Origin of the sequence: Aquitalea sp. LB_tupeE, assembly GCF_013391415.1 — a bacterium.
GTDB lineage: Bacteria > Pseudomonadota > Gammaproteobacteria > Burkholderiales > Chromobacteriaceae > Aquitalea.
In genome coordinates this window covers 1-19248 of record NZ_JACAXB010000045.1, presented here as the reverse complement: position 1 = coordinate 19248, position 19248 = coordinate 1, and the positions used below count along the sequence as shown (strand labels likewise).

Sequence of the window (19248 nt, the reverse complement as noted above, 5' to 3'; positions counted from 1 at the left end):
TTACAGCCGCGCACACAAGGGCATGTACAACGGCATATCAAGCAAACCATCGACCAAGGAAAATTACCGTGAGACTCATCAAAATCGAAACCAGCATGGAAAGACTGGAGATGTCAGAATCAACAATCCGCAGGAGGATCAAAGCTGGACAGTTTCCACGACCAAGGCATAATGGACGGGCATCTCGGTGGATAGAACATGAAGTGGACGATTGGATTAAATGTTTTGCGGAAGGTCGTCCATGGTATCCAGACAATCACAAGGCAGCAGGGTAGTTCAGCAAATGGTTGGAACATTGTTGGAAGATTTCATGGAAATCGCACTGCTCAACATGAAAAGCCTTACAAATCAATGATCGGAGACCATTAATGCTTTTGATGATCGAAAATCAATAGCCCGTCTCCTTCACGTCCGCATCTGTCTCAAAACCCTCACCGAATAAGGCTTCCACGCCGTCAACTGGTCTTATGGAGTGCCCTCCTGTGGCACTCCATCGCGGCCATCTGTGAGTAACATTGTGAGTAACACCAAATCCATGCCAACGGCACAAGGTCTTACTCACAATGCTCTCCGACGTCCGCATCAGACAAGCCAAACCCCAAGCCAAAGTCTACCGCCTGGCCGACCAGAAAGGCCTGGTGCTGGAAGTCCGCCCCAGCGGGCAAAAGTTCTGGCGCTACCGCTTCCGCATTGATGGCAAACCCAGCATGTACACCATTGGCGAGTACCCCGCCATCGGGGCAGCCGAGGCGCGCAAGTTACTCACCGAAGCCCGCGCCCTGGTTGAGCGCGGCATCAACCCCAACCTGCAGAAGAAGCTGGAACGCAACCAACAGCGGGCACGGAAAGGGCTCACCTTTCGTGACGTGGCCACCGAGTGGATGGCCAGCAATACCCACTGGTCCGCAGGCTACGCCCGCCAGGTCGAAAAAACCCTCACCCACGACGCCTACCCCAAACTGGGCGACCTTCCCCTGGCCGACATACACCCGGTTCTGGTGCTGGAAACCATCCGCCCGGTACTGGACCGCGACGCCAAAACCGTCGCCCGCAATCTGCGCCAATGGATAGGCGCCGTTTTCCGCTACGGCATCACCACCCTGCGCTGCCAAACCGACCCCACCGCTGCGCTCGGCCAACTGGTCAAACGCACGGTAGTACGCCACCACCCGCCCCTGCCCATCGACGCCATACCGGACTTCCTGTGCAAGCTGCGCAACTACACCGGCTACGGCATCGCCAAGCCCGCCACCCTGCTCATGCTCTACACCTTTGTCCGCACCGCAGAAATCCGCAACGCCGAATGGAGCGACATCGACTGGGACGCACGCCTGTGGCGCATCCCCGGCCATAAAATGAAAATGGGCAGCGACCACATCGTCCCCCTGTCACGCCAAGCACTGGCACTGCTACGCGATCTGCACGGCCTCACCGGCCAACGCCCGCGCTTGTTCCCCAATGCCCGTCAGCCGCAGGAAGGTATCTCCGCCACCACCATCAACACCGTCATTGCCAGCATCGGCTACAAACACCTCATCTCCGGACATGGCTTCCGCTCCACGGCCTCCACCCTGCTTCATGAGCTGGGCTACGACGAACGCGTCATCGAAATCCAGCTGGCCCACATGGAAAGAAACAAGGTCAAGGCCGCCTACAACCACGCCAAATACCTGGAACAACGTCGCCAGATGATGCAGGACTATGCTGACTACCTGGACAAACTCGCTGCACAGGCCAATACGGAACAAACCGACACCCCGCTAGCCCACCAATAAAAAACGCAGCCCGCAGGCTGCGTCATCCCTACATCACCATGCCAAGCCCTAACCCACCCTCGCCCCCGCCAGTTCCGCCCCGTGCTGCTGCATCAAGGCCAGGATTACCGGCATGGCCGCGCCCAGTGCAGCGGCAGACGGAAAGCGTAGCGTCGCCAGGTAAGCCTCATCCGACGGCACGGCCAACTGGGCAGATGGCGGCGCAGCCAGCGCAGGCACGGCAGCAGGTGCTGCAGGCCCGCCACCCTCCAGCCACTGCCGCAACCTCAGCCGCGCCGGGTCGGCAATCGACGGCGGCAGCATGGCCAGATGCGCCTCCACCCCCTCCAGTGTCCAGATGGTCAGCTTGCGCCCACCACGCCGGGTAAACACCCCGGTGCTGATGTTATCCAGAGTGAAGTTGCGCAGCGGCTCCCCGCTCAGGCTGAAATACTCCACCCCCACCCGAAAGCGGCCCGGCCGCAAATGGCGATTGCTGTACAGCGTGTCCTTGCACACCGCCAGCAGCCGCTCCAGCTGCTGATTGGTAAACACCACCGCGCCGTTGAAGCGGGCACACCCCGGCGGCACCGCATCCGCCACCGGCAAGGCCGCTGCGCCGGCCAGCTGCAAGGCGCGCTGCTCGCAAGCGATAAAGTACAGCCGCGCCTGCCTGCCCTTGTCGTTGCGCTCCACCATCGCCAACTCCTTGGCCATGGACAGCGAGATCATGTAATCCTTGCGATTGTGAGCGCCCTGCACTTTGCTCCCCGAAACTGGGGAGCAAACAAAGTCCTTGTTTTCAATGAATTTATATTGCGTGGCGCGATCTTTCATCCACGTAGAAAAATCCTTACCCACTTGCAGAAAAGCATGCAGCTCACGCGCATTCACCGCAGGCAACAAGGCATCGCCAATTTGAAAATCCACCACCGGAATCAAGGCCTGCATGGTCAAGCCCTCCCCGATACGGTCGAACCGTCAGGCAGCGCAGGCCAGGCGCAACCTACCTCCACTGCCTGCACATTGATGCAATTCTGGATGTCATCTGCCCGGCCCTGAATGGCGCGCAGCACGGTGCCGACGATATCGCGGTGCAAAGGTTCGGTCGCCTGCCCCAGAAACACCTCGGCACAGCGTGCCATGGCAGATATCTGACTGAAGCCTTCTTGCGACAGACAGTCCATCGCCTCGACGGCGTGGCGCAAGTCACGGATGGCAGGATGATCGGGAGAAATGGAAAGGGATTGAGCAGCCATGATGGCCTCCTTCGATTGTGTTCAGTGATTGCCCCTTGTTCAGAGAGGCGGCCAGGCGCTTGAACACCGATCGAAGACGGCCCACAGAATTTCCCTCGCGAGTCTTGTATAGCTGTGGACACCCGGCCATAAGCAAGCATTGTCCTGTAGAGCAGGACAATGCGAAAGCCGTGATTGTGAAATAGCTGTCAGTCGGGACAGCCAACCGCTTCGATCAAGGTGTGTTCAGCACCTGCGGCCACTGTATGGACTTGAAGTGAAAGCGAAAACTGACCAATAGGCATGGCAGAAATGAAAACAGCCACCTTGATGATGGCTGCTTGAAATGGAGAAAGCCGGGGGCTCAAAACCGCTACCAGACGGCGGGCGTATTTCTCCCTAGCGGGAGTCTTGTATTAGCCACACACCCGGCCATAGACGGGCATTATCCTGCAATGCAATGCCTTGGGAAACTGACGGATGGTTGGCCGCAGTCTTACGGGTGCGTTGCCGCTGGTAGATAAGTGTTTTGAGCACCTGTGGCCACTCTAGGTACTTGAGTAGCAGGGCGAAACTGACCGATAGGCATGGCAGAAATGAAAACAGCCACCGAGTGGTGGCTGTTATTTTAGGCTATTGACTTGACTGAGCTTGAATTTCTTGTCTGCGCCTATTGAATGCAGCTTGAAAATTCACAGCAGGCAGTAATGGAGGCTCATAACCAGCATTTAGCAGAATAGTCGCAATGCTTGCACGAAGGAAAGGATATGCGATTGCCGGAGAGTTTACATTTGCAAAGCCCGAGGTCTCAACCCACTCAGCATTTACGGTCTCACTTGCCACAAAATTGGCAATAAACGTACCTCGAAACTCTTTAGCTTCGATCGGCATTGATATCTCAAATGCAATCTGAAACTGATTTGACATTTCAGGATTAAATTTGGACTCAACAGAAAAATTCATGCCCGAGTTTTCACCTTGCATATCAACCAATGCAAAGTTTTCAAATCGCGTAGAATCGAGTGAAATAGATATAGTCATAAATCAAGCAGCTAGCGATATTCCGTAATCTTCATCATTTGCGGAATACGTACTAAGTAACGATTGTTTAAAATCGGTTGGGAAATGTATCTCCCGAATTGAATAATTCAACACGTCGGCAGTTACATCACCCATATTAAAGACTAATTCAGAAGAGTTTGAAGAGTGTGCAAAATCAAAAGATATCATTTGCTCTCGCTCTTGCAGACTCTCTTCCAATTCGAAGTACATTGACAACAATTCGTCAATGGATTCCTCCATGATGCTTTTTAATGCTTCCTGATATACTTTTTTCATAACATCCCTCACTGTGGGATTTTAATATAACTCGCAAGAATTTTATTCAGCGAGATTACTTGCAAACATGCTTAGCCACATCTGATGTGGTTAGAATTCTATTGGATTTTAATCGATTAATATCCCTAACACCCATAATAGTACAGTTTGGCACTGTTATTGATGGCAGGGCGTACGAATAATTGCCGGATTCTATACTTGCAATGTGTTCATTTTTAATAACAGCCTGAGCTCTCATTTTCCTCAGAACCATATTAAAAATAATCGTCTTGTCAAATTTTTTGTTTCGATCCCTTGGAAACATTCCCTCAGAATAAAGTCGATCAACCAGAGCAAGGCTAATTTTATTAAACTCGGCTATTTCTGATTCATTTCTTAGGTCAACAAGGTATTCGTCATCAAAATCGAATATAGTTTCAAGCAAAACAGGTTGCTTGTGCTTTCGATAACGCCCCCACCCGATACCGGCACGGACGGCACATTTGAGTTCCCCGCACAGGAAAAAGTAAACTGCGTGACCAAGCCACTCTTCTTCACTAGTACTTGGGCGGAAAGTAGAACCCACAATGCTTAGGGCTGCATTACGTTCAGTGGAGTGATAGCCATAAACAATCGACATGTCTGGGACTTAGTTTTAATGATTTCAAATAGCCAAATGGGATAATAACACCCCATCACCCCAGTACGGCTAAGTAGAAATACTAATCCAACAGCCCTGCATCACAACACGAAAGCATCGATCAAGCTACAGCCCCGTCACCAGCTAGACTCCTACATCATAGGATACACGCATGTCAATAATACAGAAAATCAAATTTTTCAATTGTATAGTACGTGCGTGGCACGCGCCTAGGCACTAGATGCCCTGTCACCCCACCAAGAATCTGCTATCACAGTATTCAGATTTCACCCCACCACCACCCAAGCAGCTTCTTCACCACCAGCGCAAGCAACAGAGCGATAACGCTGGCAATGGCAAAGATGATCTTGCCTGCCGTGCTAGTCATCTCCATTGCATCCTCTCCCCTCATGGCACTCAACCAGCCCTGCTGTCTCACCCTTGATATGTGCGTGCCGGCCTGGCTGTCAGCACCTTCCCGGACAGTCAGTCCACATGCCCCTTGGCCAGGGCCGTATTCCCCGCCACGTATCGCTTCCACGCTGCGATCCAGTCCGTGGCCATGGCCTGTTGCGCAGTGGCCAGCGGCAGGCTGCCGTCACACACCATGCGATACAGTACCACTTCGAGCTGATCTTTCTTCGCGGCATTCCATTCGCTCTTGCGTGGCTGCGGCCAGAGGTTCTGCGGGTCGCGCGGCGCACCGCCGATGCTCAGGGCAATCAGGTGGTCTTCTTCATAGTCCTTGGGATTGGTGTCGGCGTAGCCATAGTCCTGGATCTGCGCCTTCTTCAGCTTGTTGGTGTAGCTGGCCGGTGGGCGGATGGTCTTGGTAAAGCCTTTCACACACACGGTTTGCTGGATGTTGTCCTGGGTGATGTCCGGGTTGATGGCACCGGGGGTCATGGCACGATTTGGCAGATCGGCCGCAAAGCTGGTGGCGCTGGCAAGGGCAAGGATGAATGCGAGGTGTTTCATGGTGATGGTGTGCTGTTGCGGTTGAATTAACGGTTACTTGCGACGCCCCGGCCACCAGAGAATCAGATCCGCCACCGCCGCACAGATCAGCGCGATACCGAACGCCACATAGACGGCGGCATTGATGTTTTCCACGCTGGTATTGGCAGCTACCGCCATGGCGGTGTAAACCGCGCACAGTCCAGAATGGCGTGAATCATCGCAGGGACTGGATGGGAATAGAAACGCCAACCAGCCTATCCACACGCATATCGGCCCGACGGTCAGGCTGACCTGCAGCCTGCGTTGGGCATTTTCGGGAATCGTCTGGATAGCCGCACGGATGCGTTGCCAACGCGTGGGCACCTTGTCTTTAATCATGCTACGCTGCCCTGCACGGTGATGCGTCTAACAGAGCGGCGAAAGAGGATGGCAAACACCAGGCCAATCAGCAGTATGGACGGCGCTGCCAGCTGTTGGCCAAAAAATGCCAGACCCGGGTTGTGCAGCATAAACCCGATAAATTTGAATAACTGTAGTACCAGCCAGGGAACGAGCAGGAAGGAAAGCAAATAGGCAGCCAACCATTTTCGCTTGGTTTTCCAGGTGACTTTTCTGGAGAAAACGATGCTGATGGGTGCCCAAAAAAAGACGGCCAGATCAATCAACAAGATCAGCATCCAGGCCATTACGGTTGCCATGGTTTTCCTCAGTAATGCCATGCACAGCTGCTGGCAGGAGTAGGCGGGTAAACGCTTTGCGAATAGTTGTTAGATGATAATACTTGCATGTCATTTCCGGCCAATGTTATGGAAAAGCCATCATGCTGATTGCTGCTCTTGCCAGCCGGTCCCAGTACGCCACAGCACCCTCAGCCGTGGTAACAGCGTTACCCATGCACGAATGGCCAAAACCTACTCCGCCCCATTCTCCCCCGGCATCAGCTCAATCCCCAGCGCATCCGCCACATAGCGGTTGTTCTCGGCCGTGTCGGCAAAAGACCAGTCCTTGTCCATCAAGGAGCGGATATAAAACGCATCACTGTAGCGAGACCAATACCAACAAGGCAGAAAGTACGCCAGCAAAGCCAGCAGAATGGAGCCGCCCAGCACGCTGGCCAGCAGCATGCCCAGCATGGTGGGCAGGGATAGCTTCAGGAAGATCAGCGGCTGATTGCGCGTGATGGCCTCAACATGGCCTGCCAGCAGTGTGACAAGAGAGGGACGACTGAAACGGACTTTACGCAATTTGCCGTGGTCGGAAAAAAGAATATGCATGGTTGTTTTTTAATAATTTTTTATTGAAAAGCCCGGCAAGCCTCATCGCCGGTGTTTGGCTGAGGACGATAGTTCAGCCAGCCGAAGCCGTAGTGTTTACCCCACCCCGCTGCGCATCCATCCGCCGCAGCACATCCGCCAGGTTCTTCACCGGCTCGTTGCCGGGGGTTTTGGGCAGCCGGAAGGCCAGCAAACCAGCCTGGCGCACCGCGGCGTCGCGCTTTTTGTCTTGTTCTTCCTTGCCACGATGGCTGCTATCGTCCAGCTCGATCACCGCCACCACACTCAGGTCCTGGCGGCAAATCACAAAGTCCGCCACTTTCTGCCGCATGGTGCCGTACAGCGCATAGTTCTGCTCGCCAGTACCACCCTTGGTGCTGAGGATCTGGCTGAAACCAACTTGGGCCAGCACGATGAAATCCGGCGACAAGTGCTCCACCAGCCGCCAGTAGCAGCCCTGCTCACGCTCGGACAACAAGGTTTTGTTTTTCAGGCAGAAGCGCGCATTACCGTAATCCACCGGCTTCTTGATCACCGGCCGGAACACCTGCTCCGGCTGCGTTGCCGGCACGTGCGCCATGCGTGGCTCTTGCCAGCGCGCATTCTTTTTCTTGCGCCCACGCCTGCTGCCTTGCTTGTTGGACAGCATCAGTGACAGCACGCCAAAGCCCGCTATCAGGATCAACGGCCACTTGAGCGCCTGGAAGATGGGTGCCAGCAAGGAGCTTGGCGTAGGCATCACGGGCACCACCTGCGGTAGCTGTGGCGTGGGTTGTACGGCAGGCTGCGCTGGCTGGGGTGTAAAAGGCTGCGCCGGTTGCGCTTGCTGCGGGGTTTGTGTGACAGGGGCCAACATCGGCTGCACCTGCACTGGCGCAGCTGGCTGGGCCGACTGCACAGACGCAGGCTGCCCGGCATTCATGACGGTACAGCCGGGGTAGTTGCTGTAGATCACCCGCCCGGTTTGCGGGTCGGTACAGGTGTACACCTGGGCGGATGCAAATGTGCTGGCTAACAGTGCGGATAAGAGCAATAATTTACGCATTCAAACATCATATTGCGAATCCTGGCCGGATGCCAAATTACACGCATCCGGCCCAGCAATTTATTCTATCAGCGCGTTATAGCTTGCCACTGCGCAAATACAGGTCCAGCTTTTCAATAATGTTGGCAGACACAAACAAGCGTTGCGCCAGCGTCTGGCCAGCTTGCAATTGGGCTGCAGACAGCTTGCCCACCAGCTCATCTCGATTTACTGCGGCTTCCTTTTGCCCCTTTACCGCCGCCACCTTGTACAAGGCATACGCCGCAATCAGGTTTCTTTTTACCCCACTGCCTCTCTTATAACAGCTTCCCAGATTACGCAGCGCATCCTCACTGCCTTGCGCAGCAGCCAATCGATACAACTGCACCGCCTGATCCATACTTTTTGGCAGCCCCCAGCCTTGCTCATACATAAGTCCCAGGTTGGTTTGTGCACCAGCAAACCCTTGCTCAGCCGCCTTGCGGAACCAGACCACCGCTTGTGCATCGCTTTGCACCACCCCGCGGCCCTGTTTATACATCACCCCCATGTTGAATTGCGCCTGGGCGTTATCCTGCTCGCCTGCTTTTCGGTACAGGGCAACTGCTTGCGTATCGCTCTGCTCTACCCCACGGCCTTGCTCATACATTAATCCCAGGTTAGTTTGCGCTTCAGCAAACCCTTGCTCAGCTGCCTTGCGGAACCAGACGACCGCTTGTGTATCGCTTTGCGCTACCCCACGGCCTTGTTCATACATCAATCCCAAGTTGGTTTGCGCATCAACAAGTCCTTGCTCAGCTGCCTTGCGGTACCAGGCAACCGCTTGCGTATCACTCTGTTTTACTTCCCGGCCTTTGTCATACATCCGTCCTACCGCGAATTCCCCGGCCGCATTCCCCTGTGCAGCTGCTTTGCGGTACCAGACCAGGGCTTGCGCATCGCTTTGCACTACCCCGCGCCCATTGGCATACATATCACCCAGATTAGCTTGCGAGTAGGCAACCCCTTGCTCGGCAGCCTTGCGGTACCAAGCCACCGCCTGCGTATCACTTTGCGCCACTCCGGCACCATTGGCATACATTACACCCAGGGCATCTTGTGCTATGCCGTGACCTTGCTCAGCCGCCTTGCGATACCAGGCCACCGCTTGCACATCACTTTGCGCTACTCCACGCCCTTCGCGGTAGGCTTCGGCCAGGCTGAACTGTGCATCCGCATTACCCTGCACCGCCGCTTTACGGATTAACTCGACCGCCCGGGCAGCATCTTTCTGTACTCCCAAGCCGTCTGCATAGAGCGACCCCAGCAGATACTGCGCATCGGCATTCCCTTGTGCAGCTGCCTTGCTGGCCCACTCAAACGCCTTGCCATCATCCTGCTCAACCACCTCACCTGCATGGTACTGCGCCGCCAGTTGGGACTGTGCCTGGGCATTGCCTTGGGCAGCCTGTTGCAATACCTCTGCCAGAGGCAAGGATTCGGCACGCGCCATGTAACTGCCCAGAAGGACACAAAGCAGAAGAGGAAAGCTGGAGAGAGATTTTTTCATGGCGATAGTGTGCTGTTTACAAAGTTGCCAAATCATTACTTATTCTAATGGCATCTGCAATAAACATTGCAGATACACATCAAGACTGATGAGCTACTGGACGCGTGGACACCTCACCTGCCATCGAGCAGCACAGGTAGTTCATCGGCCAGGTGGTGGCAGAGAGGGTGACCAGAAGGGGCGGCTAATGCCACTTCATAGATGATAAGGGTGGAGTACCACCCTTCGGTCAGTTTACGGCCACATTGGCCGCAACGGATCTCGGGATAAGACATCTGCAAGGTGTTCCTGGTAAAGGAAGCCGCTAGACTGGCCACACTTTCAGCTGAAGGTGGCAGCCTTGGGCTGGCTTGCAGGGATGATCTGCGGGTCAGCTGTCCGGGTGGGTGTTGGACGCACCTGCCCGGTCGCTGTTCTCAAGGGGAGTCCACGTAGATGGAAGGGTTTACTGCGTGCACATTTAAGTCAATTGGCATATGATATTGCGGAATTTATACTAAATGAACCTGACGGCTGAGCTACCCTGGCTAAACGCAGTGACCATTCAAAAAAATCGTTGCTAGACCTCTAAATGCCGAACTAAATCATGACACCAAAAACACAACGCAACGCCAGCCATTCCGAAATTAGAAATGGGAATCTGTATGCACTTTTGTCATGCTGTACGGACAAGGAGCTACTACCCTTGGTTGATCTTGTAAAAGACCAACCAAGTAGCTCTCTCAAAAAAAATATTGAATTCAAACTGGAGCCATCCAGACCAAGCCGTTTCTACATGGCACTGGCCGATGACTTTCTGGAGTTTGGCGGAAACTCCGTCGTTAATGCCCTACGGAAGTCAGGTCCAACCTATCAGCAAGTTGTGATGGATGTTTGCAGCAGGTTAGGGGTACCAGTAAACGGTAATGGGATTGTTGATAACGAATCCCTGTTGCTTGAGCTTTACCTGGATCGAGAGTGGAAATCCCTTTCCGAAAGCGAAAGAGAGAGTGCCGTAGCCCGGGCTAGGAATGCGGCCCTGATTGAAGCATATCCAGCCTCAGCAATGGCTGCAGCTATATTAGGATCCCCTCTCCAAGCCGCCACGGACCCCGCCTATCGCATTACAGTTCCCGGCGTTATTCACGTTGCCTACTTGCGCAGGGTGATATTGGAGGAAATCAATGCAGAGAAAAGTCATGCTCTGACGATAGCAAACGAGTTACCCCAGACCACGAATCACGCTCGTGCCATTGCAACAATACAGGACTCTGCTGGCAAAGACCTGATCTCTGTCGGGGAACTCGATATTTATGGCGACAGCCAATGGCCAGTACTCAATGACCCGACTCAAATCAATACACTCAATGCAATTTTACAGGCTATTCCGGCTGTAGCGACCGCGACGGAAGTGGCCAGCACCAGATACATGGAAGTCGTAATCGATGGTCCTTTGCTAAAAGCCAAGGGAGTCGATGGGTATCGCCTCATTACCATCAAAGATGGAACATTCAGTCATGGCACATTACTTGACCCATCCTCACTCTCTCAAATTGTCAATCCTGCCGCACTCTTGCAGATTGTTTCTGTCGTGGTCGGCCAGAAACATCTGGCAGATATCAAACGTGAATTAACTGAAATCAAGAACACCCTGAAATCCGTATCGGAATTCCAGCAAAATGAACGTTTCACTAAAATAACAGGCATTATCAAGTACATCGAACAACATGCCACATCCATTCTTTCTGGAGCACCAGCCGACGCGGTCAGTAATATGCTGGAAACGAATGAACGTGATCTGATCATCTTGATCGATCACTTCATTACCGATATTCGTAGCGGGACTGCGGCAATTACAACCCTGTCAGATCCGGATAAGTTTGGCAGCGAAGGAATTAAAAAAGCTATTGAGGACCAACACGCGCTAGTTTCAAGGCACTACCAAAGCGCATTGCTTGCAGTTCGCGCCCGTGCAGCCAACCTTCAACTCTCAATACATACGGGTCTAAGCAGTGAATTGCGCCAAGCACGGCTGGAACAAATTGAGGAATGCCTTAAAGAACTTGGCGAAGACGGATACATGGCAAGGGACACTGCAATCCACATGCGAGAGAAAATTCGCAGCATCTCGGCCAGAACCAACAAAGCCAAAACCCTGAACCAGCGGAAGCTAGAATTACTTTCACTGAATAAAACTCTGAATGATAGCCTGCGAAAATATCGCTTAGAAATTGAAAAATGCATGGCAGAAGCAGATTTCAGCAATGCTGCACAACATGAACCAACTAGGTTGCATATACGAATGGAAGGGAACCAAGTTAGAGGACTGAAGGCTATCTGAGCCCAAAATTAATGAGGACTAGGGATTTTTCATGAAATTGAATAGAGGCATCGCATCGAGATCTCACACAACATCAAGCTCATTCATCTTGCCAAACATGCACATACTATTGCACCATTAAATGCAGCACAAAAATATGAAATAAAGCCGAAAAGATTAATCTGCACAAAAAAACACATTAGGCACGCAGAATTAATTTCTTAACCAACAGAACATCACTGACGCAGATCGAGTCTCATTAAATGGAAAAAGAAATATCAATAAACAATCTAAATAAATTCGCACTCACAATCAAAGAATATTCAAAAAACGAAAAATTATCCCACGTAGACATAGCGTACAATGCAAAAGCATATCTATTGGCAGGAGTACGGTGCTTAGAGGAAGTAAAGATTCCAGGGGGCGTGCAGGTCCTTGTGGGGCCAGGAATCGTCTGCCATGCATTTTCAATTGAACTTCTACTAAAGGCATTGCTGCACTTCCATGATATAGAAATAAAAAGAATACACAAGATAAATGAGCTATTTTCACTTCTAGACGAATCAATTAAAAAAGAAATAAAAAGCAAATACGAAGCAATTATCCCCAAGCCAGGATTCGAATCCATAATCAACCAAGCCGAGCGATTGTTTGTCAAAATTCGATACGAACACGAAGAGAGTAATATTGAATTCCCAGAAACAGAAATCCAAATATTAAATAAAATATTTTACGATTACTGCCAGGAATTATGGGATCTAAAATAACTTAAAACAATATATACAATTAACAGACCGAGTCAATCAATTCAACCGCAGCAATCACAACCACAAATTAGAATTAATATTTTACTGCCCCCCATAAATTATGATTTGGCAATTGCTAAAATTAGAAAGGCAACGTTGATCGCAACGTATGCCAGCACCAGCCACTGAAGCAGGGAAATCAGTTTGGCGATCTGATTCCCTGCTTTTGCTTGCTCGCGGATGTCCTGTGCCAAACTGAAGCCAGGGTGGATGGCCTTGCGCTTTTTGACATCGCGGAAATAGAGCAGCATGAGTACTGCGTACAAGCCGGTGACGAGTACCATGAAGATATTGTCCATGTGGAACACTGCCTCATGAAAATGGATGGATTGCCGGATCTGGCCTGACGTCATCTTACCCAATCATCATCAAGTGGCCTATCTGGCTTGCCACTCTTCACCACCCCTTCGGTCAGTATTCACCTTGCATCATCGTCGCTAGAGTTTGCCGCAGGTGCTCAACACACCTACATCAGCGGCAACCGCGCCCGAAAGCAACGCGGCCTTTGCACATCCATAGCTTTCGCATTGACCAGTTCTGCTGGACAATGCCCGTCTATGGCCGGGCGTCTGTAGCGATAAAAGACCCTTCGGGGGAAAGCTATGGGCCGTTCTGATGTCGGTGTTGAAGCACCCGGCCGCCCTCTCAACAGGGGCGACACTCAACAAAACATCAGGAGGCCATCATGGCTGCTCAATCCGTAATCCCTCCCATCGCCCCCGACCACCCCGCCATTCGTGACCTGCGCCACGCCGTTGAACTGATGGATTGCCTGTCGCAGGAAGGCTTCGGCCAGATTGCTGCCATTGCCCGTTGTGCCGAGGTGTATATCGGCCATGCCACCGACCCCTTGCGCCAGGACATTCTGGCGACGGTGCTGCGCGCGATTCAGGGCCGCGCTGATGACATTCAGAACAGCATCAACTTGCAGGCGGAGGATGTGGGGTGCAGTTGGCCCAGCGCGTCAGCCGATGCCGTTCCGATGAAGGGGGTGTGACCATGCAGGCCCTGATTCCGGTGGTGGATTTCCAGATTGGTGATGCGGCTGTTCCGGCGGTGAATGCGCGGGAGCTGCATGCGTTTCTTGGTGCAGGAAAGAAATTTCCAGATTGGATCAAAGAGCGAATTGCTCAATACGGCTTCACAGAAAACAAGGACTTCGTTGCTCTCGCTGAGTCAGACAATTTTGTGCAGAAAGGTTTTTCCCTAAATAGGGAAAAACCCCTCACAGGCAGGCCCAGCAAGGATTTCATGATTTCGCTGGCCATGGCCAAGGAGCTGGCGATGGTGGAGCGCAACGACAAGGGCAAGCAGGCGCGGCTGTACTTTATCGCTTGCGAGCAGCGCATGTTGCAGCAGGCTAGTCAGGCGGCCTTGCCTGCTGGTGATGCCATCCCGCCGGGCTGCCCGCGCTTTAATGGCGTGCCGGTGCTGACCAATCAGCAATTGCAGGCCTTGTTACAGGTGAGCCGCCACACAGTGCGCAGTAACCGTATCCTGCGGCCGGGGCGCTTCAAGGTGGGGGTGCATTTCTTCAACCTGAGTGGCGAGCCGCTGCGCAACTTCACCCTGGACAATATCAACAACGGGGTATTCACCCGGCGCGGCGGGCGGCGGCTGACGATATGGAGCCTGGCCGGAGTGGAGGCGCATTTGCAGATGCTGCCACCGTCGACGGCGGAACCGGCACGGCAGCGGCTGCAGCGTTTTCTGGCTGGTGAGGCGGAGTTACTGGCTGACAGTGACAGCCCCACTCTACCACCCCTGCCTGCATTGTCAGCACCCGTAGAGCCGGAAGCCGTCAGCCACCAGCAAACGCCCAGCACCGCGCAATGTCACGCAACACTGTGTTTTCCCTCTGCCACCGCCTTCGGCCTGGCGATGCCGGACATCCTCAGCCTGATGCAACGCCACGGCGCGCAGCTGGCGGAGGTGGTGACGGAGGGGTGATGGGATGGGGCCGGGTGGGTGTAGTGGCATCCACCCGGCTGCGGGTGCTAATCAGGTTATACGCGGGGAAGGCAGTTCTTGGCGCGTGCGCAGCCAAGTCAATTGGCATATAATGCTATAAGACAACAGCCGTGATGGGTGGCAGCTGTCGGCCAGCAGTTGCCATCCAACGAATACAAAATAACCGTCAGCTATAGCTCCTTGACCAGACAATCAGTATCGCTGGTAAAATAGCCACTCAGATTGCGGATATTCATGCTCCTTGTTGAGAGATGCTCGCCTATCTCGAACCCCTCATGTCAAAACGAAACGGCTGATGTCTCTGCGCACACTACGCACCTTAGTTGCCATAGCCCAATACGGTTCATTTGTCCGCGCCGCAGAGGCTGTGTGTCTCACTCAGTCTGCCGTTAGTCTGCACGTCCGAAGCCTTGAAGAAGACTTCAATGCCCCTTTGTTCGACCGTACCCGCCGTGTTCCCGTCCTGACCGAGGCTGGTCACCGTGCGGTGGAGCGGGCCCGGGAAATCCTTTCCCTTTACGATGGGATAGCCTCAGAGCTGGGAGACCAGGGCGAGCTCACCGGTCGCCTGCGCCTGGGAGCAATTCAGACCGCCTTGGCTGGCTCATTGCCAGCCGCTCTGGCTGCATTGCGCCAAGCGCACCCAAGGTTTCGTGTCATGGTGAATTCCGGGATGTCGGCCGAACTTGCGATTCGGATTGACGCTGGCGAATTGGATGCGGCAGTCACCACTGAACCCGTCAAGCCCCATCCGACCGGATTGGTCAGTGCCCCGCTCTATCAGGAAGGGTTCTGGATTATTGCGCCGCCGGGGATGGAGAGCAGCGATGCCAAAAGCCTGCTCCAGGAGAATGCCTTCATTCGCTTCGACCGTCGGGCCTGGGCTGGACGAACCATCGATACAGAGTTGCGTCGCATGCGCCTGCGGGTTCAGACAGAAATGGAGCTGGACAGCCAGGATGCCATCATCCATATGGTCGCCTCGGGACTCGGGGTCGCCGTCATCCCGTTGTCGAGGCGCGAGTTGGCCAAGCTGCCAGGGCTGACTTGCCTGCCGTTTGCTACGCCGCAAGCCCAACGAACGGTCGTTCTGCTGGAACGAGAGGACCGACCTGCCGGCCGCCTTGCTGCCGCGCTCGCCGAGGCAATTCGTGCACAGGCCGGCGACGAGGCAATCAATGAGTAAAAGTTGAGCTAATCGAGATTTAATATCGATTTTTTTCAACAGCCAATCTCGTTATCGTAGCGCCATGTTTTTCACTATATGTACGCTATGTCTTCCAATACTCCCACCCTGTCGCCGATTCTTCTCATGGCCCGTCATGCTGCGGCATTACGCGCAGAAGGCCATGACGTCGTCGACCTCACGCTGGGCGAACCCGATTTTTCACCGCCAGCGCATGTGCTTGCTGCGACCCAGTCTGGCTTGGGACAGAAATTAGGCTATTCCCCATCAAACGGCATTCCGGAACTGCGCCGGGCCATCCAGACGAATCTGCTCACGAAGCACCATCTCTCCTACGACGACGACCAGATAGCTGTCGGTTGTGGCGCCAAGCAGGTTATTTTCAACGCTTTCAGCGCGTCATTGAGACCGGGTGACGAGGTCATCATCCCCGCCCCGTACTGGGCGAGCTACCCGGATATGGTGAAAATGAATGGGGGTACCCCGGTCATCGTTCCCACGGCACTGAGTAATGGTTTTCGCCTGACGCCGGAGATGCTGCTAGGCGCCCTCAACGAACGGACTCGCTGGGTGGTGCTCAATGCCCCCGGCAATCCGTCGGGTACACTCTATTCCGAAGACGAACTGCGAGGTCTGGCGGAAGTCTTGGAAGGTTTTCCGCAGACTTTTGTTCTGTCCGACGACATCTATTCTCACATCCGTTACACCCCAGAGGCTTACGCAACACTCGCTGCTGCGCCCAAGTTGTTTGAGCGGACGCTCCTCATTGATGGGGTGTCGAAAGCCTATGCCATGACCGGTTGGCGGGTTGGTTGGGGATGTGGCCCGGCTAACCTAATTAGCGCTATCACTTCAGTGCAATCGCAGAATTGCACGCAAACCAGTACCTTGAGTCAGTTGGCGGCTATCGCTGCATTGTCTGGCCCCCAGGAATTTCTGGAAGAACGGGCTGCCATCTATCGGCAAAGGCGCGATGCAGCCCTGGAGGTGCTACGCGGCAGCCAGGCGCTGGAGGTGGTGGAGCCTGAGGGGGCTTTCTATCTTTTCCCCAAGGTTAGCGGTGTCATCAACGATGCCAAACTGGCGCTCCTTCTGCTCGAGGCAGGCGTTGCTACGGTACCAGGAAGTGCGTTCGGTATGCCAGGGTATCTCCGACTGTCGTTTGCCACCGATGAGGCGCTATTAGTCGAAGGATGCAGGCGCCTAGTTGCGTCGCTGGAGGGTGCTGCATGATTGCGACATTGCTCTTAGCGCTGGCTCCTATTGTGCTGTTAATTACTATAGGCAGCGGGCTACGCCGAAGCCATTTCCTGGCCGAGTCGTTCTGGCCACAAGCCGAGCGTTTGGGATATTACGTCCTGCTCCCTTCACTTTTTTTACACGGTCTGGCTACGGCGCGTCTGGATGGGGTTCCTATCTGGGCAATGGTGGCGACCTTGGTCTGCTCAACCGTCTTTGTCGCCGTTATTCTGGTGGGAATGAGGAATCATCTGTCGGTAGACGACCCGGCCTTTACGTCTGTATTTCAAGGCGGCGTGCGGTTCAATAATTACGTTGGCGTGTCAGCCGCAGCGGGCATCTTTGGGGTGCAAGGCATAGCACTAGCCGCAGTCGCCAATGCGGCTATAGTTCCAACGGTCAACGTACTCTGCGTGCTTGTTTTTGCACGCTACAGCAGTCACGGACGGTTGTCTCCGAAGAAGGTGGCCTGGCAACTTGCGATGAATCCGCTCGTTTTGGCATGCATAGTAGGTATCGCTTTGCAAGTGTTGGGCATGGGGCTGCCTCCTGTGGTTGAGCCTGTTTTGAAAGCACTGGGACTGGCCTCTTTGCCACTTGGCTTGCTTTGCGTCGGGGCGGCACTGGAGTTTTCAGCAGCGAAAAGCTGGCTGAGGCCAATTGGCGCCTCATCAGCGGCCAAGTTTGGTCTTATGCCGCTGGCGACGCTTGGTGCCTGTCACGCCTTTGGCCTGAGCGGCCCAGTCGCAATCGCAGTGTTGTTGTTCCAATCCCTCCCAACAGCCTCGTCGTCCTACATCATGGCTAGGCAACTTGGCGGCGATGCTCCGTTAATGGCGGGTATCGTGGCGGCCCAGACACTTCTCGCCGCAATTGCTTTGCCACTGTCTGTCCTAGGGGCGGCAAGGCTTATGAATTGAGTTTAGGTTAGTGGCCGCTTTGATTAAGAAAGCAGACACGCAAGGAAGAGTGCCGGACTGTCTGGATTGGGTCGAAACCAGCCACTCACCAAGGCGCTGCCCATGCAGCGCCTTTTTCATTCCCGCCGCCCTGCCTGCACCAGCCCCGCCCTTTCCAGCACGCATTGCCCGTACTGCGCCGCCAGTTGCAGGTAGCGCCGAGCCAGGTCGTCCCAGCTGGGGCTGTCGGGCGGTTCAATGGTCGGCAGCGGCCGGGTGAGGCTGGGCGGTGGTGATGGTGTGGTTGATGGTGGCGATGGCGGTTTGAAGCTGCTGCAGGCGGCCAGCGTCAAGCTGGCAATCAGCAGGCAGTGGTGTGGTTTGGGCATAGCGGTAGTAGTCCTGGAGTTGGCGGGCGCTGGTGCTGGCCAGCCGGGTGGTTTGTTGTTGCACCCGGTCGGCGATGGTGGTCAGGCGTTGGGTTTGGGTGACGTAGTCGGCCAGGGCCTGCCGGGCTTGTTGCAGTTGCTGGGTGTTGGCCTGGGTGGCGAGCTGGTCGCCCTTGCTGTGCCAGCCGTGCCACCAGCTGGCGGCCAGCAGCGCCACGCCCAGCACAGTGAGGGGTAGCGGCTTCATGCTTGCAGGCCCGGCAGGTAGACGGTGTGGCCATCGCGCTTGATGGCGGTGAGGAGCTGGCTGCGGCCGTGGGCGGGTGGCAGGCGGAAGCCGATGTGCACCCAGCCGCCGCTGTGCGGGAATTCGCAGATGAGCTGGTCGAAGGCAATGTGGCCGGCGGCGCGGGCGGCTTCGATGGCCTGGCAGATGGCCAAGGGGCTACCGAACCGGGGCGCGACAAAGTCACAAGCCAGGCCGTGGCGGTGGGCGCTGGTGGGCGAGCCGCGAACGGCTTTGTTGACCAGCTCGCTGCGGTAGCAGGACAACACGGTGATAGGCACGTCGCCCAGCAGGCTGCGGATTTGCTCCATGCGCTGGGCGGTTTGGCGGATGTGCTCGATCTCGGCCGGTGTCGGCAGGTTGGCCAGCCCTTGTCGGGCGGCGGTGGCGCTATGGGTGAGCTCGCGCAGGGTGAAG

Annotated in this window: 23 protein-coding genes; 9 read left to right on the top strand and 14 right to left on the bottom strand. The window is 54.5% G+C overall.

The features are described 5' to 3' along the window. Positions 1–68: 68 nt before the first annotated feature. Both HWX34_RS21655 and HWX34_RS20540 read left to right on the top strand, forming a co-directional pair. The gene (locus HWX34_RS21655; protein WP_178974029.1) at positions 69–275 is read left to right on the top strand and encodes an AlpA family phage regulatory protein; all 207 of its coding nucleotides are present in this window, start codon (positions 69–71) and stop codon (positions 273–275) included. A 288-nt stretch (positions 276–563) separates the two neighbouring features. Next, entirely contained in the window at positions 564–1775 is a 1212-nt protein-coding gene (locus tag HWX34_RS20540) for an integrase arm-type DNA-binding domain-containing protein (protein WP_178974028.1), read from the top strand. Positions 1776–1823: 48 nt separating this feature from the next. On the opposite strand, the gene HWX34_RS20535 is transcribed toward HWX34_RS20540, so the two are convergent. The 11 genes from HWX34_RS20535 to HWX34_RS20485 all read right to left on the bottom strand — a co-directional run bounded on the left by HWX34_RS20535 (position 1824) and on the right by HWX34_RS20485 (position 9792). Continuing rightward, positions 1824–2705, bottom strand: a complete 882-nt coding sequence (locus tag HWX34_RS20535) for an antA/AntB antirepressor family protein (protein WP_178974027.1) — start codon at positions 2703–2705, stop codon at positions 1824–1826. Between the two features lie 2 nt (positions 2706–2707). Beyond that, complete coding sequence (locus tag HWX34_RS20530; RefSeq protein WP_178974026.1) at positions 2708–3013, bottom strand: hypothetical protein; 306 nt, start codon at positions 3011–3013, stop codon at positions 2708–2710. 612 nt (positions 3014–3625) lie between these two features. Then, positions 3626–4033 (bottom strand): protein-export chaperone SecB, encoded by a 408-nt coding sequence (locus tag HWX34_RS20525; protein ID WP_178974025.1) that lies wholly within the window; start codon positions 4031–4033, stop codon positions 3626–3628. Positions 4034–4036: 3 nt separating this feature from the next. Then, positions 4037–4330, bottom strand: a complete 294-nt coding sequence (locus HWX34_RS20520) for a hypothetical protein (RefSeq protein ID WP_178974024.1) — start codon at positions 4328–4330, stop codon at positions 4037–4039. A 55-nt stretch (positions 4331–4385) separates the two neighbouring features. Beyond that, positions 4386–4949, bottom strand: a complete 564-nt coding sequence (locus HWX34_RS20515; RefSeq protein WP_178974023.1) for a hypothetical protein — start codon at positions 4947–4949, stop codon at positions 4386–4388. A gap of 486 nt (positions 4950–5435) precedes the next feature. After that, positions 5436–5927, bottom strand: coding sequence for a hypothetical protein (locus HWX34_RS20510; protein ID WP_178974022.1), 492 nt, complete (start codon positions 5925–5927; stop codon positions 5436–5438). A gap of 33 nt (positions 5928–5960) precedes the next feature. After that, positions 5961–6287 (bottom strand): hypothetical protein, encoded by a 327-nt coding sequence (locus HWX34_RS20505; RefSeq protein WP_178974021.1) that lies wholly within the window; start codon positions 6285–6287, stop codon positions 5961–5963. Beyond that, positions 6284–6607, bottom strand: coding sequence for a hypothetical protein (locus HWX34_RS20500; RefSeq protein WP_178974020.1), 324 nt, complete (start codon positions 6605–6607; stop codon positions 6284–6286). Before HWX34_RS20500 ends, HWX34_RS20505 begins: the two co-directional genes overlap by 4 nt. 213 nt (positions 6608–6820) lie before the next feature. Beyond that, positions 6821–7183 (bottom strand): hypothetical protein, encoded by a 363-nt coding sequence (locus HWX34_RS20495; protein WP_178974019.1) that lies wholly within the window; start codon positions 7181–7183, stop codon positions 6821–6823. A 73-nt stretch (positions 7184–7256) separates the two neighbouring features. After that, positions 7257–8228 carry a DUF2726 domain-containing protein gene (locus tag HWX34_RS20490; protein WP_178974018.1) on the bottom strand — a complete coding sequence of 324 codons (972 nt, stop codon included), beginning with the start codon at positions 8226–8228 and terminating at the stop codon, positions 7257–7259. Positions 8229–8304: 76 nt separating this feature from the next. After that, positions 8305–9792, bottom strand: a complete 1488-nt coding sequence (locus HWX34_RS20485; protein ID WP_178974017.1) for an SEL1-like repeat protein — start codon at positions 9790–9792, stop codon at positions 8305–8307. 649 nt (positions 9793–10441) lie between these two features. On the opposite strand from HWX34_RS20485, the gene HWX34_RS20480 reads away from it, so the two are divergent. After that, positions 10442–12076, top strand: coding sequence for a hypothetical protein (locus HWX34_RS20480; protein ID WP_178974016.1), 1635 nt, complete (start codon positions 10442–10444; stop codon positions 12074–12076). 242 nt (positions 12077–12318) lie between these two features. Next, positions 12319–12822, top strand: a complete 504-nt coding sequence (locus tag HWX34_RS20475; protein WP_178974015.1) for a HEPN domain-containing protein — start codon at positions 12319–12321, stop codon at positions 12820–12822. A 98-nt stretch (positions 12823–12920) separates the two neighbouring features. Here HWX34_RS20475 and HWX34_RS20470 read toward each other — a convergent pair whose 3' ends face one another. After that, positions 12921–13160 (bottom strand): BatA domain-containing protein, encoded by a 240-nt coding sequence (locus HWX34_RS20470; RefSeq protein WP_178974014.1) that lies wholly within the window; start codon positions 13158–13160, stop codon positions 12921–12923. A gap of 386 nt (positions 13161–13546) precedes the next feature. On the opposite strand from HWX34_RS20470, the gene HWX34_RS20465 reads away from it, so the two are divergent. The 5 genes from HWX34_RS20465 to HWX34_RS20445 all read left to right on the top strand — a co-directional run bounded on the left by HWX34_RS20465 (position 13547) and on the right by HWX34_RS20445 (position 18177). Then, complete coding sequence (locus tag HWX34_RS20465; RefSeq protein ID WP_178974013.1) at positions 13547–13858, top strand: hypothetical protein; 312 nt, start codon at positions 13547–13549, stop codon at positions 13856–13858. A gap of 2 nt (positions 13859–13860) precedes the next feature. Further along, entirely contained in the window at positions 13861–14811 is a 951-nt protein-coding gene (locus tag HWX34_RS20460) for an antA/AntB antirepressor family protein (protein WP_178974012.1), read from the top strand. Between the two features lie 316 nt (positions 14812–15127). Continuing rightward, positions 15128–16018: a LysR family transcriptional regulator gene (locus tag HWX34_RS20455; RefSeq protein ID WP_178974011.1), complete on the top strand. Its 891-nt coding sequence runs from the start codon at positions 15128–15130 to the stop codon at positions 16016–16018. Between the two features lie 126 nt (positions 16019–16144). Beyond that, entirely contained in the window at positions 16145–17251 is a 1107-nt protein-coding gene (locus HWX34_RS20450; protein ID WP_218645275.1) for a pyridoxal phosphate-dependent aminotransferase, read from the top strand. Continuing rightward, entirely contained in the window at positions 17248–18177 is a 930-nt protein-coding gene (locus HWX34_RS20445) for an AEC family transporter (protein ID WP_178974009.1), read from the top strand. The genes HWX34_RS20450 and HWX34_RS20445 overlap by 4 nt, the downstream gene beginning before the upstream one ends. Before the next feature lie 234 nt (positions 18178–18411). On the opposite strand, the gene HWX34_RS20440 is transcribed toward HWX34_RS20445, so the two are convergent. After that, positions 18412–18792, bottom strand: a complete 381-nt coding sequence (locus HWX34_RS20440) for a hypothetical protein (RefSeq protein WP_178974008.1) — start codon at positions 18790–18792, stop codon at positions 18412–18414. After that, the coding region (locus HWX34_RS20435) for a D-Ala-D-Ala carboxypeptidase family metallohydrolase (protein ID WP_178974007.1) at positions 18789–19248 on the bottom strand (460 nt) is incomplete at its 5' end. The genes HWX34_RS20435 and HWX34_RS20440, both read right to left, overlap by 4 nt.